The following is a 17,740-nucleotide window of genomic DNA, read 5'->3' as shown; positions in this document are numbered from 1 at the left end:
GTACCCGCGCAACGTCTCGGCTGCGCCGGGGGTCTCTTGCATCGTCGAGCGCGGAGGCTCCGTCGGCCCTGCTCGATCGACACCGGCCAGTCTTCACCAGAATCCGCTGACGCAGCGGAGTATGACGCGTTGGCGCTATCTCGCACCCGAGCCGACTCCCCAGCCAGCGCGGCTCCCCCGGCTCAGGCCAGCCGGGTGGCCGCTCTGCCTCCATCGCGCAGCGCGCGCCGGCCATCCACCGCCCACCCCTAGCGTTCGCTCGGCCCAACCGAACCCGTCTTCGGCCGTGCGTCGGCCGGCGCACCGCCGGCCAGTCAAAGAGACTGGCTCGGCCGGGATCGCCCCAGCCGAGCCAGTCCCGGCACGCCCGCGCCCGTCTTCAGCCGCGCCGACCCAAGCAGACGCCCGCCAGTTTCTCCAACTCCACCACCTGCAAGAGACAGTCGGGCAAAGTGGCCACGGACGGTACGATCTCGGCCAGTGGCCCCAGGTTGCCGGTCGGCTCGCGGAGTTCGCTGACCGGCACGCGCACGGTGCCGCGGATGCTCTCGCCGCGCAGCACCATCGGCCCCAGGCTGGTCAAGGTGACCACGTCGACCGCTTCGCCGTTCGTGCGGACCGGGCGACGCAGCACTCCGCCCAGGTCGAAGACCGGCACGATCTCCCCGCGGATATTGGCGAGGCCGAGGAAGCCCGCATCGTCGAGCGGCGTCGGTGTCACGCCGTCCAGCGTGGTGATCTCCCGCACCCGGTCGATCGGCACACCGTAAACCTCTGCCCCGAGGTTGACCGCTAGGACATGCACCGTCTCCTCTTCGCGGGCGTGCTGCTGGTCGGCCGTCGTCTCCGCCTCGTCGTGCACCACCAGATGCCGGAACTGCTCGAGGAGTTGGCTCTGCTCCAGCTCGTCGAACTTGCTGTATACCGCGTTCGCTCCCGCCGCCCGCAACCGCTCGGCCAACTCCGCGCTGTTCGGTTGATCGCCGAGATACTGCGAGAGCACGACGATCGGCACGTCGGCTCGCACGGCGGTCTCTCCGCTGCGCACGACCTGGATCAGATCGAGCCCGCTCTTCCCCGGCAGGTTGTAGTCGGTGATGATCAGCGCCACATCGGGAACCCGCGCCAGGAACACCAGCGCGTCTTCCACGCTCCCCACCGCGCTGACTGCATAGCCAGCCCGCTTGAGCACCGCCTCCAGTGCGTCCCGGTAGAAGACGCTGTCCTCGACGATGAGCGCCTTCTTGCCGCGGACCGAGCGTGCTTCCTGGCGCGCCTCGTAGAGCCGACGCAACTCGCCATGCACGAGTGTCGGGACATCCACCATGAGATAAACCCCATCGGACAAGTTGAGCAGGCCGGTCACACCATGCCGGTCGGACGGCTCCGGCTCCACCCCTACCCGGCCGATCCGCACAACCTGCGATGCGACAAAGCCGCACTCGAGATTGTCGGCCCGCAAGAGGACTGCGATTCCACCCTGCTCGGCACCCCCCTCGCCCATCCGGAGCGCCCGGTCCAGATCGATCAGCGGGATGAGCGCCTGCTCCGTCCGGTAGTAGATCCGCTCGCCGAAGATCGCCAGTTCCTCCGGCGTGAAGCGGACGATGCGGGAGACGAGTCGCACCGGCACGGCATAGCGGTGCTCGCCGTACCCCTTGAGAAGCACCAGCCGCTCGCCCAGATCGTCCTCGCTCGCCTGGTGCTCGTGCACCAGCCCCAACTGGACCTGCTCGGCCTGGATCCTGGCCATGGCCAGCCCGGCATCGGCCAGAATCTTCTCCGGCTCGAGGATCAGGACGATCTCGCCGGTCCCCAGCGTGGCCAGCCCGCTCACGCTCTCCACGCCACGCAACAGGTTCCCGACCGGCTTGACGATCAACTCTTCGAAACGCGCGATCCCGTCGCAGAGCAGCCCAGCCAGCGTCCCCTCGCCCCGCAGCACGAGCACGTAGTGCTTGCCGGCTTGCTTCTTGGCCCCGTCGCCCCGCTCCGGCCAGCTGGTCAGCGTGAAGAGCGGCACCAGCTGATCGCGCAACCGGAAGACATCCTGCTCGCCGTAATGCTCGATGTCGCGGTCGGTGATGAGCACGATCTCCTGGACTACGTTGTACGGAATGCCCAGGAGATACCCGCGCGCGGTGAAGACCAGCGTGTTCATCACCGAGACGGAAGTCGGCACCACCAGCCGGATCGTCGTCCCCTGCCCGGGCACCGACGAAATGCTCAGGCTCCCACCCAGTTCCTGCATCCGCACGGCGACGACGTCCAAGCCTACGCCGCGCCCCGAGAGCTCGGTCGCCCGGTCACGCGTCGAGAAGCCGGGTCGCAACAGGAGCGCATTGAGCTCGGCCTCGGTGAGCGTCGCTGCCTCCCGTGCGCTCACGAAGCCACGCTCGACCGCCTTCTGGCGCACCGCCTCGTAGTCGATCCCTTTTCCGTCGTCGCTCACCTCGATGACCAGGTTGGAGCCCTCGCGCATCGCCCGCAGCGCGATCCGCCCGCGCGAGGGTTTGCCGAAGGCGATCCGCCGCTCCGGCGATTCGATCCCGTGATCGACCGCATTGCGGAGGAGATGCACCAGGGGGTCGCGCAACTCCTGCAGGATGCGCCGGTCGACTTCCAAGCGCCCGCCGTCGATGACGAGGTCGACCTCTTTCCCGGTCGCGCGGGCCGCATCCCGCACCACGCGCGGCATCTGCGAGAAGAGCGAGGAGATCGGCTGCAGTCGCGTCAGAGCGGCGATATCCTGCAGCTCGGAGACCATCACCGAGAGCTTTTTGGAAGCTCCGACGAGTTCCCCGTCCTGCAGGTTGGCCGCCAGTGCGGTGATCCGGTTGCGCGTGACCAGCATCTCCTCGGCCAGCCGGCCCAAGCGGTCGAGCACGTGCACCGGCACCCGCACCGTCGAGCTGGTCAGCTCGGTCTCGCTGGCGCGCTGCTCGTCCGGGCGAGTCTCCCCCTCGCTCGTCGGCCCACTGGTCGCTGGCGTCGCGTCGCCGGCCGCAGCGTCCACCCCCGCGTGCGGGCGCTCGAGCGCGCGCTCGGCGGCCTGTTGCAGGCGTTGGGTGAGGACCGGCAGTCCCTCCGGTAGCTCAGCCTGCCCAGCCAGGAAGGCCAAGTACCCTCGCACCAGCGAGACCGTCTGCAGCAAGAGATCGACGTGCTCGGGCTGGACCGGTGCACCCTTGCGCAACACGTCGGCCAGGTGCTCGGCGGCATGCACCAGCGCCACCAGATCGCTCAGGTTCAGGTAGCCCGCGCTTCCCTTGGTCGAGTGGAGATGGCGGAACACCTCGTTCAGGAGCCGTTCCTTCTCGGCAGGTGACTCGGCCCGCTCCAGCTCGACCAGGGCCGGCTCGATCGACTCGAGCCGCTCGCGCGTCTCCTCGATGAACATCTCGATCAGCTCGCGGTCCTCACCCATCGCTCCGGTTCCTCCCCCGCTGTTGCCAGCATCACCAGGCACCACGCCCATTCCCGTTCGCTCCGGCGCTGACCGGCACCCGTGACGCTGCCGGTTCGGACCAGCCGCGCCCGTTCGCCTCGACCGGTGCCCGCGCCGGCTCGCCGGCCGCCACGCGGAACCGCTCCACCAGCCGGGCCAGCTGATCGGCCAATCCCACCAGCTGACCAGCGGCTGCCGCGATCTCGCCGACCTGGGTGGCCATCTGCTCGGTCGCCGCCGAGACTTCTTCGGCTGCAGCCGCGTTCTGCTCGGCCACGCCCGTCACCCGGCGGATCGAGCCGCGCACTTGCTCGGCCGTCGACGAGAGCTCGCTGGCCGAGGCAGCGTTCTCTTCGGCGATCGCGGCCGTGTCCTCCATCGTCGCGCGGAGTTCCGAGCTCCGCTTGGCGATCTCCTCGAGCGAGGCCAAGAGCTCGCGGTTGCGTTCGGCTACCTCTTCGGCGGCCTGGCGGATGGCCGCGAACACCTCGGCCACCTCGCGCGCCTCGCTGCTCACCTGCGTCACCGAGCCGGCGCTCTCCGCCATCGCCGCGACGGCTTGCTCGACCGTGCGCTGGATTCCCTGCACCATCTGGGCGATCTCCTGCGTCGACGCGGCCGAGCGCTCGGCCAGCTTGCGCACTTCTTCGGCCACGACGGCGAAGCCCTTCCCCGCCTCGCCGGCCCGCGCCGCCTCGATCGCGGCGTTCAGCGCCAGGAGGTTGGTTTGCTCGGTCAAGTCGGTGATCACCTGGACGATCTGGCCGATCTGCTTCGAGCGCTCGCCCAGTTCCTGGATCGCCCGTGCCGTCTCCTCCACCTGGGCACGCACGCGGTCCATCGTGCTGAGCGTCCGCTGCACCACCGCGCTGCCGCTCTCGGCCTGCTCGCGGTTGCGCCCCGCTCGTTCGGTCACGCCCCGCGCCAGTTCCCCCGCCCGCTGGTTGCGGTCGGCCATCTGCTGGACCAGCTCGGTCGCCCGCTGCAGCGCCCGCCCCTGCTCCTGCGCCGCCTTGGCCACCGCCTGGATGGTCTGGCTCATCTCCTCGACCGCGCTCGAGGCGCTGCTCACCTGCTCCGCTTGCGTCGCTGACCCCTGGGCCACATCCTGGATCGTCCGCGCGACCGCATTGGATGCCTCGGCGATCTGCGCCGAGAGCGCCTGGGCCTGCGCGCCCGCCTCGCCGACCTGGCGCACGGCCAGCCGCACCTGCCCGACGAGCTGGGTCAGGTTCTCCAGCGCATTCCCGAAGGCGCTCCCGACCGCTCGCAGGCGCTCCAGCATCCGGTTGAACGACTGCGCCATCCGCGCCAACTCGTCGCGTCCGCGGACCGGCAGTGGTTCCATGGTCACTGCGAAGCGCGCGGTGAGATCCCCGGCCGCCAGCTTGCCGAGCGCCGCCTCCAGCGCGGCCAACTCCTGCTCGGCGAGCTGCTGGCTGGCCCCCGCGATCTCGGCCACCGTGCGCAGGGCAGGCCGCAGCACCAGCAACCCTCCCAGGAAGGCGACGACCGCCAGGCCAGCCGCACCGAGCATGGCGAAGCGCAGCATGGTGAGCTGGCTCTCCGCCCGTTGTGCGATCGCCTGGGCATCCTGGGACGACGCCTGCTCCAGATTCCTGATCGCGTCCTGCAGAGCCGCGAACTTCTGCGCCGCATCACCGGTCATGTTCTGCTGCGCGGCGACCAGATCGTACTTGCGGGAGAGCTGAAGTGTCCGCTCGGCCGACGCTCGATAGGTCGTCCAGGCCTCGCGCACGGCTGCCATTCGCTCCAGTTCCTCCGGGGTATGAGCCAGCGCCTGCAGCTGGTCCAGCCCCTGGGCGATCTGGTTGTCCAACTCGGCGATCCGCTCGTCGAGCTGCCGGCGGTAATCGGCATTGGTCGTGGCACCCACGTGGGCCACGACGTTCGCACGTACCTCCGCCATGCGGCGCGCAGTCTGCCCGAGCACGGTCAGCGCCTCGTTCATCCCGTTCACTTGCTGCACCGCGCTGCGGGTCTGGCCCAGCCAGAACCAGCCGATCGCACCGAGGAGCACGAAGATCGCGGCCATCGCCGCCAGAATACCGAGTACCTTTTCCCGGAAACCGATGGTCATGGCTACCCCCGTCCACTCTCCATCGCATCTGCTGGAAGCTTTCGGCAGGGAACCAGCCAGACTTGAGCGGCGCGCGGCGGACCAGGACCTTTCGGGGATACCCCACCCCGGATTGCCGGCCCTCCCGGGCCGGCGGGTCAGGCAGGGCCGGCCCCCGACGAAACGGGGATTACGCCCACCCGCCGCGCTCGAATGCCGGCCCGGGGACGCCTGGCATACCCTTGTAGGGGCGAGGCGCTGCCTCGCCCGCCGCGCCTCTGGCGCGGCGATTCCGCGTGGCCGACACGTCTCGCACGACACGCAGCGCAGATCAGCCGAGCGGCTGTATCCACGATCGCCCGGCCGTGAACGGCCGGGCTCAGTCCCCAAGCCGGCTGAAGCCGGCTGACCCCAACGGCGCCTGCACCCAGCCGATCGACCCGGGCGCCTGTGCGCCTCACAGCCCCCTTCAGGGGGCTTGGGGATTCAGCCCGGGGCTTCAGCCCCGGGCGCACGGCTGGCGCCCATCCCCGCCGTGATCTCCATCCGTACCCCGGCGACGGTGTCATTCCCCGGCCCTCCCGGACCGGCGGGGCAGGCACCGCCTGACCCCTACAAAGCGGGGCCGATCACCTGACCGGAGCCGGCCATGCGGCGCACTGGTGCTGAACCGCCCAATCTTGTAGGGGCGAGGCGCTGCCTCGCCCGCTGCGCCGGATGGCGCGGCCCAACGTAGCGCGGCATACGGCACCGCTGCCACGTTGCCGGGCACCACGAACGACGCATCTCCACCAGCATGGGCCGGCCCGGTGGGCCGGCGGGTCAGGCAGCGCCTGACCCCTACACAAGACGGCTGCACCGCCCAACCGCGACCAGATTGTGCTGCACCGGAGAGAACCGCCCTACCTGTGTAGGGGCGAGGCGCTGCCTCGCCCGCCGCGCCAAAGGCGCGGCAGACCTCCTTCACCCACCCGTAGCGTTGGCAATTCCGATTCCACGACCACCATCGCACCGCGCGCTCATTGCCGGCCGCCCTGGGCCGACGGCTCGGGCACCGGGTGCCCCCGACCAGCCGAGCGGTCACCTGTGGATTCGCCGTCGGCACACTGGCACGCGGTGCACTGCGCACCCCACTGACCACAGCAAAACAGGGCGTGGGGAGTTCCCACGCCCTGCTGACCTCCGCCGCCCGTTCAGGTCCACTGCCCGGTCGAGACCAGCCAGGCTGTCTTGTCCTTCTCCTTGCCGTCCGGCGCTCCCCAGAGCGCCTTGAGCGCCAGTGCCTCCGACACCACGAACAGCCAGACCGTCTGCTTCTCGTACTGCGGCGGCTGCCCCTTGACCGGCTTGACCGGCCGCTCGCTGTAACCGAAGCTCGCCTGCAGAATGACCCACTTGCCGTTCTCGAGTTCGGCCGGAAACTGTGCCGGCACCACCGCCTCCACGCCATCCAGCAAGATGTAGAGAGGCCGCTCCAGCTTGCTCCGCCAGGCGCGGGCCAGCACCCCACAGGTCACCACGTTGCAGACCTCATGGTAGGCCGCCAGATCCATCTCCTGCGCTTCGCTGAGCTGCACGCCCTCTTTCCCGACCACTGGTGCCTCGCGCGTCGCTGGCGGCCGGCGCATGCCGATGGCCCCCCAGTCCAGCGCTTCCGCCAGGGGCTGCAGGAGAAAAGCCGGCACCTGCTCCTCCTGCAGGTTGATCCGGAAGCGGGCCAGCGCCCACCCCGTGCCCGGCTTGAACTTCCCACGCTCGAAGACCGCCCCGACGATCGATTCCGGCAGGAAGCCGACGCTGATGCCGAGCAGCGTCGCCAGATTCTCGGCCAGGGTCGGCAAGAGGTACTGCTCCCAGAGCACCGGGCGGTACTTCTGCGGCACCTTCGGGTTGCGCGTCAGCGGTGCCGAAGCTGGGAAGACCGGTGCGACTTTGACCGACATCGCTCGCTCCTCGTTGCTCTCAGCCCTCCTTGGCCGCGAAGCCGACGTCCAACGTCGGTGCATCGGGGAGCCCGACCTGAACACGCACGGCCGCGCCGCTGGCCAGGCTGGCCCCCACGTTCAGGCTTTTGGCTCCACTCACGTAAACCGGCAGGCCGAGCCCCATCTGCAGCCCCACGCTGGCCAGATGCCGCTGGATCTGCCCAGCCAGGATATTGGTGAGTTCCCGCACCGCATCCTGCAGCATCTCGTCCTCACCGTCCGGTCGCTCGCCCAGGAGTACCTCGGCGACCGAGGCGAGGGCCTCGAGTTCCCCGCCCAGCCAGACCACCGCCTGGAAGCCGCCCCCGCTGGTATCGACCACCGTCACCAGGGCGATCCCGACCGGCGGGTGCGCCCAGGGCAGCTCCGCCTCGCCGAGCACGCTGACCTCGACCCCACAGAGCGGCTCCAGCGCTTCGCGGGCCGCTTGCCCGATGAACTCGACCAGCCGCCCGCTCGTCGTCAAGTCCTGCACGATCGCGTGGCTCACCGCTTCGCTCCTCCCCCATCCACCGCGGCTAGGCCCGAGCCAGCAGCATCTCGAGCGCCGCCCCGATCGCTTCCGGCGTCACCGGCTTGGTCAGGAGGTTATCGACGCCCGCCTCCTTGGCCTTGAGCATCTGCTCCTCGGTGCTCTGGCTGGTGATCATCAGGATAGGCGTCCGCTTGCCGGCCCCCTGCTCCTTCTCGCGCGCCGCCCGCACGAACTCGATCCCGTCCATCCCCGGCATGTTCCAGTCGACGATCACCAGATCGAACTTCCCCGGCTCGAACAGGGCGAGCGCCTCCTCGCCGTTGTTCGCCTCGCTTGCCTCCACCTCATAGCCCACTTGACGGAGCGAGCGCACGTGCATCACCCGCATCATCTTCGAATCGTCAGCGATCAGGACCTTGAGCATGACCTCGTTCCTCCTTTCCATCCGCTCGGCTTGTGCTCAGCCGCGCGTGGCCATCACCCCACGCTGCGCCCAGCGCACGACCTCACTGGGAATATCGGCAGTCGCCAACACCTTCTGCACTGCCCCGCGGGCCAGCGCTGCCTCGATCATCCCCGCCACCACTGCCTCCTCGGGCCGCTGCACCACCGTATACGCTCCGGCCGCGGCGAGCTCGGCCATCCCGATCGCCCCGTCGTCCCCCATCCCGGTCAGGATCACCGCCATCGTCCGCGGCGCGAGTCCGGCGCGCGCGGCCGACGCGAAGGCCCGGTTGACGTTGGGCACGTAGATATCGCTCCGGTCCGGTGGCACCACCTGCACCCGACCGCCCCGCGTCAGCAGCACGTTCCGTCCACCTGGCGCAACCAGCACGGTGTCCGCGACCACGAGTTCCCCGTCCTCTGCCTCGCGCGCCGCATACCGTCCGACGCGGCTCAGCCGTTCGGCGAAGCTGCGCGTGAAGTTCGGGGGCATGTGCTGAACCACCAGCACCCCCAGCCCGAGCCCAGCCGGCAGCCGCGCGATCAGGTCGGCCACCACCGCCGGCCCACCGGTCGAGGACCCGATGAGCAGCAGCCGCTCGGCAACGCGCCGCAGCGGCTCCCCCAGCGCACCGGTACCAGTGCGCCCGTTGGCCCCCGCCAGCGTCCCACTGGCGACGCTGCGCCGCAGCAGAAGACCGGTCCCGTTCCCCTCACCACGCAGCCGGCCGAGCGGGCGGACCCGAGCCTGGCGCAGCGTCTCGCCGAGCTCCGGTGCCAGCCGCCGCACCGCCCCTGGGACGAGATCCGATACGACCAGGCTGGGCAGGCCACGCGGCACCGCCACGCCAGGCCCTACGATCGCCACCAGCGGCCACCCCTGGAGGAGCGCGGCCCGCTCGAGCACCGCGCTGTCCTCCAGCGCATCGAGCAGGACCACCGCGCTGCCGTCGTCCTCCAGTCGCGCCCGCGCCTCCTCGACCGAGCGCACCTCGCCGGCCAGTTCCACCCCAGGAAGCTGCCGCAGCGCCTGGCGGATACCCACCCGACTGACCGGGGAACTGCTCACCAGGAGCACGCGCACCGTCTCGGCTGGTTCGGTGCCCGCGACCGGCACGACATGCTCCCGCTTGCGGTAGAGATAGGCCCCGGCCACCGTCACCCGCTCGAGCTCGGCGGGGATGCGATCGAGCGTCTCGGCCGACCCGATCACCAGGATCCCACCCGGCAGGAGCGCTTCGACGAAGCGCCGCACGATCGACTCGCGGTGCTCGCTGGTGAAGTACATGAGCGTGTTGCGGCAAAAGATGACGGCGAAGGGCCCGGGCGGCACCCGCTCGATCAGGTTGACCTGCTCGAAGCGCACGCGACCCCGGATGACATCGCGCACGCACCAGAGCTCGCCACGCTGCTCCAGGTGCGGGCGCGCTCGCTCCAGCCCTTGGTCGCGGAACGACCACTGCCGGTAGCAGCCGCCGCGCGCCCGCTCCAGGGCCTCGCCGTCGAAATCGACGCCGAGTACCTCGAACGCGTTCCCCAGCGGACCGAGTACCTCGTGTGCCGTCATGGCCAGCGAGTAGGGCTCCTCACCGCTCGAGCAGCCGGCCGACAGCATGCGCACCGGTTGCTGCTGCTTAGCCAACTCCGGCAGGAGTTGCCGCAAGGCATCGAAATGCTTGGGTTCGCGGAAGAAATAGGTCTCGTTGATGGTGAGCGCCTGACAGATCGCTTCGAGGACCGCCCGCTCGCCCCGCACCGCCCGCTGCAGGAACTCCTCCACGCTGGCTGCACCGACCCGTCGTGCCTCCTGGTGCACCACCCGCGCCAGCCGCTGCCAGAGGAGCTCGGTCGGGCTGAACCCGAGACACGGGAAAATCTTTTCCCCGACCTGCCGGATCAACTGATCGACCATACCCAGCTCCCTCGACCGAGCACCCGCCTGACCACTGGTTTCGGCCGATCGCGCTTCCATCATGACCCCACGGCGCACCGCCTGCCCTAGCCCGTTCGTCCCAGATCGCACCTCCTGCGCGTCCTAGTCGCATCCCGCCAGCCGGCACTCCGTACGGCGAGGCACATCACCGCCGCGATCGAGGCGCGACGGGCGCGGGGCGTGACCCCCATCCCGTCGGGCGCGGGCGCTCCCTGACCCCCGTCCTGTAGGGGTCAGGCGCTGCCTGACCCGCCAGCCCGGCAGGACTGGCAGAGGCCACCGTCGCCGGCCGACCATGGTGGTGCCGTTGCGATGGCGACCGGGGTATCGGTGACCGGCGTTGCCGCGCCTCTGGCGCGGCGGGCGAGGCAGCGCCTCGCCCCTACAGGGGTGGATGGCGGATCAGCGGTGGACCTTCGACCTGCCACGGTTGGGCGGTGCAGCCCCGTCCTGTAGGGGTCAGGCGCTGCCTGACCCACCGGCCCGGGAGGGCCGGCAATAACCACCGTCGCCAGTGTGCGGATGCCGATCACGGCCGGAGTGCGCCCGGGGCTGAAGCCCCGGGCTGAATCCCCAAGCCCCCTGAAGGGGGCTGTGAGGCGCCCAGGCGCCCGAGTCGATCGGCTGGGTGCAGGCGCCGTTGGGGTCAGCCGGCTTCAGCCGGCTTGGGGAGTGAGCCCGGCCGTTCACGGCCGGGCGATCGTGGATACAGCCGCTCGGCTGATCTGCGATGCGTGTCGTGCGAGACGTGTCGGCCACGCGGAATCGCCGCGCCATCTGGCGCGGCGGGCGAGGCAGCGCCTCGCCCCTACATGGTTTGGCGGTTTGGCGCCGCGGGAACGGATGGCCGTCACAGGCCCGGTGCTCGGCCTCATCCTGTAGGGGTCAGGCTCCGCCTGACCCGCCGGACCGCAGGGCCGGCAATCGCCCCGTGACACGCTGATGACCGTGGTACATGCGCGGTGGAGGCCACCGCGACGACACGCGGACTCGGGCCGCACCCCTGGCGCAACTGGCGTCGCCGGGCCGACCGCCGACCGGAACGCGCCGACGATGCACCGCCCTACCCCGCTCGGCCGCTCACCCGGCCCGGCCGGCCAGGACGCGCAGCGCCAGCGCCTGCCACTCGAGCGCGACGCGCGTCCCCCGGATCCGCTCGAGCAACCGTGGGTCCTCCACCCGTACGGTGAGCTCGCGCGTTTCCTCCCGCTCGCTCGCGCTCGCCGCCCGGCCGAGCCGGACGCCGCCGACTCGCAGTTCTGTCCAGCGGCGTGTCGGCTCCCCCGGCGCCTGCTCCCGCACGGTGGCTACCAGCTGCCGCACCGGCTCCGGGGCCGCCTCCAGCCGCCCCGACCAGCTCCCACCGCGCGCGTCGCACAGCGCCACTGTCCCGCTGGCCAGGTCGACCGTGAACCAGGTGGTCACCCCGTGCACCGCCACTGCGCCGCGCAGCCGGAGCGGCGCCCCCTCGACCGAACGCTCGACCGTCAGCGCGACGTGCGCCACCACTGGAGCCGGCGGTTCACCGGCCGCACCGGCCCTGAGCCGCACCCGCGCAGCCTGCGCCTCGAGCTGCCAGCTGGCGCCGGCGGCCCGCGCGCCGCAACACCGCTCGACCATCGCTCGCCTCCTTTCGACCCCCTTCGGCCGCCCAGCCGGCCTGTTCCCAGTCCATCTCTGCACCGCCTCTGCACCGCGAGCGGACTGATCCGCTGCGGCAGTCGCGGTGCGACCGCTGCCCCACGAACGCGAGCGCCCCGGTCGGGTGGCTGCCCGACCGGGGCGCGGCTACGCTTCGGACTAGCGCAGGAGCTGGAGCACCGACTGCGGCATCGCGTTGGCCTGGGAGAGGACCGCCACGCCCGCCTGCTGGAGGATCTGGTTGCGGGTGAAGATGACCATCTCCTTCGCCATGTCGACGTCGCGGATCCGGCTCTCCGAGGCGGTCAGGTTCTCGTGCTGCACGCCCAGGTTGGCGATCGCATGCTCGAGCCGGTTCTGCACGGCACCGAGATAAGAACGTACCTCGTTGACGTAACTGATCGCCCCGTCGAGAGCATTGATCAGGTTTTGAGCAGCAGTTACCTGAGCAGAATTCAGTCCACTCAGTGACGTGGAGAAGGCAGTGATAGCTGAGTCAAGTGTTGTCATCGCAGAAGCTGTCCCAGAGACACGCACGTCACTGAAATTTACATTGAAGGAGTGTGTTGAGTTCGGCCCTACCTGCATGTTAGCACTGCCGCCACCATTGTGGGTGGTGATGGTGTCCGTCGCCCCTGCTGTCAGCGCGGCACCGAGGTTATCGGCGGTGATGCCACCAGTGCTGGTGACCGTCAGCTTGATGCCGAGGGCTGAGAAGTTGAGAACTTGGCTTCCACCCGCCGCGATGTTCGAGATCGTGATCGACTGAGAAACGTTGTCTCCACTGCGAGTGAGTGTCAGTGTGTCGGTCGTTGAGTTGTAGGAGAACGTGTAGGTTCTGCCCGGTACCGCACCGGAGACGTCGAGGGCGAAGACATGGGCCGTCTCGCCCCCGCCGGTGAGCGTTGTGCCGACCTTGATTTCGCTTCCAGCGGCAACCGTCGTGACCAGCGTGCCATCGAGGAGGTTCTTCCCGTTGAAGGACGTCCGAGCGACGATCGCATCGACTTCCACGCGCAAGTTGTCCAGTTCCTGATAGATCGCTCGCCGGTCCTCGGTCGTTAGCGTGTCGTTGGCAGCCTGGACGGCCAGCTCGCGCATGCGCTGGAGCATGGAGTGGACTTCGTTGAGCGCGCCTTCGGCCGTCTGGATCATCGAGACGCCGTCCTGGGCGTTGCGCATCGCCTGCATGACGCCGCGGATCTGCGCCCGCAGCTTCTCGGAGATCGAGAGCCCGGCCGCATCGTCGGCCGCCCGGTTGATGCGCAAGCCGCTGGAAAGCTTCTCGATCGACTTGGCCAGGGCGAACCCGGTGATGGAGAGGTTCCGCTGGGCGTTGACCGCATTGACGTTGTTGTAGATCCGCATGGGTGGCCTCCCTTGCCGTTTCTCTTTCCGCCGGCACGTCCCTGCGCCGGCTATCCGTCCTATGCGACTGTCTCGCCGTCGCCCGCGGTCGACCAGTTCTCGCGCCGCCTCGCCCGGCGGCAGGGCCTCCTTTCTGTTCTCCTCTTTCGGCTGGTCGTCCGGCGCACTGGATAGGGAAAGAAGTACCGGTTCGCACGGCGCGGCCGCACGGCGCAGCCACCCCATCAAGCGCGGATCGGCCGCCTCCTGGATCCGGACGGCACGATCGGCCTCGCGCCACGACCGGCATGATGGCCGGCCCTCTGGGTCAGTGGATCAGGCACCACCTGACCCCGACGAGGCGGGGGTGGCTCCTGCCCGTCGCACACGAATGCCCGCCCGGGGATGCGCCACACTGGCATGATTGCCGGCCCTGACGGGCCGGCGGGTCAGGCACCGCCTGACCCCTACAGCACGGGATTCACGCACCGCCCATCCGTGCCGGCATAGGCCACACCGGGGACGCTCCGCCCCACCTGTGTAGGGGCGAGGCGCCGCCTCGCCCGCCGCGCTCGAGGCGCGGCAACCTCCGAGGAGCACAGCCGGCACGGTTGGCGAGAGAGACGCATCGGCAATCGCGCACCGCGTGCTCGTTGCCGGCCCTCCCGGGCCGGCGGGTCAGGCACCGCCTGACCCCTACCGGATGGGGTGGGTCACGCAGCGGCCCCACGCGCACCGATCACCGCGGCGGTGGACAATCCCGCACCGGGGTCAGGCGTGCCGCGCTCGCCGCGTGAGGGGCGTGGGAGACTCGGACATTCTTCGGCGTGACGGGCAAGGGATGATCCGCCGCGCTGCGTGCCGGCGGGCGGTCCACCGGTGCGCTCCGTCAGCGATCATCTCGGCCGCCGACACGGTCGGCGCGTGCACCGGCCCGGCGAGCCGAGCGACGACTGGCTGGCCGGCCCGATCCACGCTACACTCGGCTCCAGCTGCGAGACGCCCCTGCCGATACCTATGACCAGGAGCCGAGGGGGACAGGGTGATCCAAAGGCCGCTCACGCAGCCACCTAAAGGGTTCACGGTCTGGCAGACAGCCGACCTGGGCGTCCCCGACCGCACCGGGCGGCTCGCCTGGCACCGCACCCGCGTCGAGGACTTCACGCCCGATGGCCAGCGTGTCGTGGTCGGCTGGCCGATGGTCCAGCTGGCCTACGTCTTCGTCCACCGCGGCGACCCCGTCTACCTCGGTGCCACGGTCCCGGACGACGCCCTCTACGTGGTCCCCTGCGAGGTCGTCGCGACGGTGCTCGAGCCGCAGGCACGCCTGGTCCTCGCACCCGTGGGGAACTGGGAGCGGATGCAGCGTCGCGAGCACTGCCGCGTCGCCGTGACCATCGCACCGGAAGAAATCCTGCTCCTCCCCGCCGAAGGGGAACCGCAGCCCCTGCGTGGCCTCATCGTCGACCTCAGTGCCGGCGGTGTCCGCCTCCGCCTGAGCCAGCCGCTCCGTCCGGGTGACCGGCTGGCGCTCCGCTTCGCGCTCCCCAACGCGACCCAGCCGATCGGCGCGGTTGCCGTCGTGCGGCGGGTGACGCCGCTCGAGCACGCCGACCCACCACGCTGGGATCACGGCTGCCAGTTCGAGCGGCTGGATCGCCGTACCGAGGATGTCATCGTCCGCTTCGTGTTCCAGCGCCAGCGCGAGTGCGCCAGGCAGACCCGCGCCGGCTAGCCGAGCCCCGGCGCAGCGACCAGCCCGTTCCGGCCACCGGCACTCTCGCTGCCCTCCGCACACCACCGGCGGGTCGGGCACCGCCTGACCCCTACCGGACGGGGCTGCACCGCCCAACCGTGACCGGACTGTGCTGCACCGGAGAGAACCGTCCTACCTGTGTAGGGGCGAGGCGCTGCCTCGCCCGCCGCGCCAGAGGCGCGGCACACCCGCGTGGCGCCCTACGCTGCGGTGCGCTCGGGCACATGGCGGCACTCGCTCTCCCGCCGCAATGACCGGCCCTCTGGGCCGGCGGGTCAGGCACCGCCGGAGCTGAGCTCCCGGTGAGCGGGCCGCACGGGGCCGCGTCGACCGGTGAGGCCCCCCATGCACTGCCCCTGATTCCCGCGACCCTGCGCCGTCGCCGACCGCGTGGAATCGTAGTGGTCGGCGGCGGTTCGGACCGGGAGCCAGCTGGCCACGATCCTCCCATCACGCCTGACTGGGCAGGCGAGGAGTCACCATCCGCCCGGCTGTGAACGGCCAGACCCGCTCTCTCGGCTGGCCGAAGCTGTCTCTGGCACCGAGACCCTTCCCCTTGACCGATCGGACCGGGCAGGCGCGTCCTCAGCCCATCCAGGGGTCCGCGGATCGAACCCCGGGTTTCAGCTCGGTGCGCTTCTCGCTCACGCCACGACGGGCAGCTTCCCCTCCCGACCGAGCAGGCGCAAGAGAAGCTGCAGCTCGAATTGCGCTTCTGGGTCACTCAGATCGCGGCCCAGCAGAGTGCCCGCCTGCTCCAGCCGGTAGCGGACCGTGTTGGGATGCACCCCCAGTTCCTCGGCAACCGCGTTGACCGAAAAGCGCGCTCGCACCCAGTGCACGAGCGTTTCGACCAGCCGGTCGCCGTGTCGTGCCCGCTCGAGTGGCCCGAGCCAGAGGGAAAGGAACGCCTGGCGCGCCTCGCTGTCCCCCGCGAGCACGCGCTCCAGGACCAGATCCTCGTAGCGGTACAGTCCCGGCCGGCTCACGTATTCGAGGAGGGTACAGGCCTCGCGGTAGCTCCGGCGTACTCCGTCCGGTCCAGCGTGCGCGCGCCCAGCCACCGCGGTGAGCCCGCACCCGGCCAGCTCCTGCCAGATCCGCTCCAGGTGCGCCTCCTGCTCGACCAGCGCGATGACCTGGTCGTGTACGGTCGCTACCAGCGGTGCCGCCGCGAGCTGACGCAGGACCCGCCGGACGCGCAGCGCCACCTGCTCGCGCCGCTGGAACGCTTCCACCGTGAGCGGCGGCTCACCGAGCGCGATCACCGCAACGCGGTAGCGCCGCGCCGGATCGTAGCCGAGCGCGCGTGCCCGCTCCAGCTCCTCCGGCGATCCACTGAAGCGCCCCTCGATGACCGTGTTGAGGAAGGCGTAGCCCAACCGCGCCTCCAGTTGAGCGAGTTCCCGCTGCTGGGCGAAGAGCAAGGCGAACACCAGCGCCGCATGCTCGGCCGCCCGGAGATCCAGGCCGCTCAGCGGTTCACCTCCCTCGATGATCCAGACGAGCCCGACCAGTTCCCCGTGCAGCCAGATGGGACAGACCACCCGCTCGCGCAATCCCAGTTCGGGGATGGCGGGGACACGATACGGCTGCGTGCCCTGCGGCGGTAAGTAGCCGCGAGCTGCCAGCCCCTCCTGCAGCCAGGCCGGTGCGCGACCCGACTCGATCGTCACCTGCCGGGCCGCGTCCTCGTAGGGGCCACGCTGGTAGTACGCTAGGAGCGTCCCGTCCGGCTCCTCGACCGTGATCGAGCGACCGAGGAGTTCGCCCAGCGTGCGGACCAACCGATCGAGGCTGCGCGTCCGGGCCGCTGCCCGCATCAGCTCGCGGTGCAGCTTCTCGGCCCGCTCCAGTTCCTGCCACTGCTCGCGCAGGATGAGCTGGTGGACCGTCTCGGTGATGCGGACGAAGGGAATCTCCCACGGGATTTCGATGAGCGGCAGACCGACCTCCTCGGCCGCGATCCGCATCGGGTCGGGGAAGCGCGCGAAATAGTGCGGAACCGCCAGACCCAGTGCCGCCACCCCGCGTTCGGCCAATCGTCGCACCAGGTCGGCCAGTTCCTCGTCCTGACGCGGCCAGGCGATGCCGGTGCTGAGCATCAGCATGCCGCGGTCGATCCAGGGTAGGGGATCGGGCAGGTCGACCACGTGGACCCAGCGGACCCGTGCCTCCAGCCCGCTCGCTCCCGCCACCACCCGGGCACCCTGCAGGACCGGAAGATCCAGAAGATCAGCGACGCGCACGGTGTTCCTCCTGTGACGTCTTCCAGGTGTGCCTGCTCAGAAGTGTACGCTGCTCCAAAACCGGCGGCTGGCCCGCCCCCTCGTGGGAACTCGATACCCTTCGCGGGCAGGGAGCGCTGGTCGAGGCGAGGCGTGCCTCACCCGCCGCGCCAGGGATGCGGCGGACCCCTGGTGGCATGCATCGACCGCGTCGCTGGTCCGCCCGCCACCATGCCCATCGCCCCACCCAGCGATTGCCGGCCCCACCGGGCCGGCGGGTCAGGCAGCGCCTGACCCCTACGAGGCGGGGGTGCTGCCCCACCGCGGCAGCCATCCGGCACGACGCCGAAACACCACCTCACCGCGCAGGGGCGAGGCGGCGCCTCGCCCGCCGCGCCGGTGG

General features: G+C 70.2%; 10 protein-coding genes. 1 reads left to right on the top strand and 9 read right to left on the bottom strand.

The window, feature by feature from the left end; genetic code table 11:
* Nucleotides 1–379 precede the first annotated feature (379 nt).
* The 8 genes from TRD_RS10190 to TRD_RS15250 form a co-directional block, all read right to left on the bottom strand.
* The gene (locus tag TRD_RS10190; RefSeq protein ID WP_169302308.1) at nucleotides 380–3,427 is read right to left on the bottom strand and encodes a chemotaxis protein CheW; all 3,048 of its coding nucleotides are present in this window, start codon (nucleotides 3,425–3,427) and stop codon (nucleotides 380–382) included.
* A 31-nt stretch (nucleotides 3,428–3,458) separates the two neighbouring features.
* Nucleotides 3,459–5,549, bottom strand: coding sequence for a methyl-accepting chemotaxis protein (locus TRD_RS10185; protein WP_012642447.1), 2,091 nt, complete (start codon nucleotides 5,547–5,549; stop codon nucleotides 3,459–3,461).
* Between the two features lie 1,172 nt (nucleotides 5,550–6,721).
* A complete protein-coding gene (locus TRD_RS10180) occupies nucleotides 6,722–7,471 on the bottom strand; it encodes a hypothetical protein (RefSeq protein ID WP_012643281.1) in 750 nt (249 codons plus the stop codon).
* Between the two features lie 19 nt (nucleotides 7,472–7,490).
* On the bottom strand, nucleotides 7,491–8,003 hold the full coding sequence (locus TRD_RS10175; RefSeq protein WP_012643156.1) for a chemotaxis protein CheX: 513 nt from the start codon (nucleotides 8,001–8,003) through the stop codon (nucleotides 7,491–7,493).
* Between the two features lie 28 nt (nucleotides 8,004–8,031).
* Entirely contained in the window at nucleotides 8,032–8,412 is a 381-nt protein-coding gene (locus TRD_RS10170) for a response regulator (RefSeq protein ID WP_012643061.1), read from the bottom strand.
* Between the two features lie 36 nt (nucleotides 8,413–8,448).
* Nucleotides 8,449–10,344, bottom strand: a complete 1,896-nt coding sequence (locus tag TRD_RS13840; RefSeq protein ID WP_052294127.1) for a chemotaxis protein CheB — start codon at nucleotides 10,342–10,344, stop codon at nucleotides 8,449–8,451.
* 1,101 nt (nucleotides 10,345–11,445) lie between these two features.
* A complete protein-coding gene (locus TRD_RS10160) occupies nucleotides 11,446–11,985 on the bottom strand; it encodes a hypothetical protein (RefSeq protein ID WP_012642395.1) in 540 nt (179 codons plus the stop codon).
* Between the two features lie 180 nt (nucleotides 11,986–12,165).
* Nucleotides 12,166–13,374, bottom strand: a complete 1,209-nt coding sequence (locus TRD_RS15250; RefSeq protein ID WP_012642772.1) for a flagellin N-terminal helical domain-containing protein — start codon at nucleotides 13,372–13,374, stop codon at nucleotides 12,166–12,168.
* Nucleotides 13,375–14,395: 1,021 nt separating this feature from the next.
* Here TRD_RS15250 and TRD_RS10150 point away from each other — a divergent pair.
* A complete protein-coding gene (locus TRD_RS10150) occupies nucleotides 14,396–15,088 on the top strand; it encodes a flagellar brake protein (RefSeq protein WP_012643282.1) in 693 nt (230 codons plus the stop codon).
* Nucleotides 15,089–15,753: 665 nt separating this feature from the next.
* Here TRD_RS10150 and TRD_RS13835 read toward each other — a convergent pair.
* Nucleotides 15,754–17,358, bottom strand: a complete 1,605-nt coding sequence (locus TRD_RS13835; RefSeq protein ID WP_012642991.1) for a PucR family transcriptional regulator — start codon at nucleotides 17,356–17,358, stop codon at nucleotides 15,754–15,756.
* Nucleotides 17,359–17,740 lie beyond the last annotated feature (382 nt).

It is taken from the genome of Thermomicrobium roseum DSM 5159 (assembly GCF_000021685.1).
Lineage (GTDB): Bacteria > Chloroflexota > Chloroflexia > Thermomicrobiales > Thermomicrobiaceae > Thermomicrobium > Thermomicrobium roseum.
This window is presented reverse-complemented; position numbering and strand designations above follow the sequence as displayed.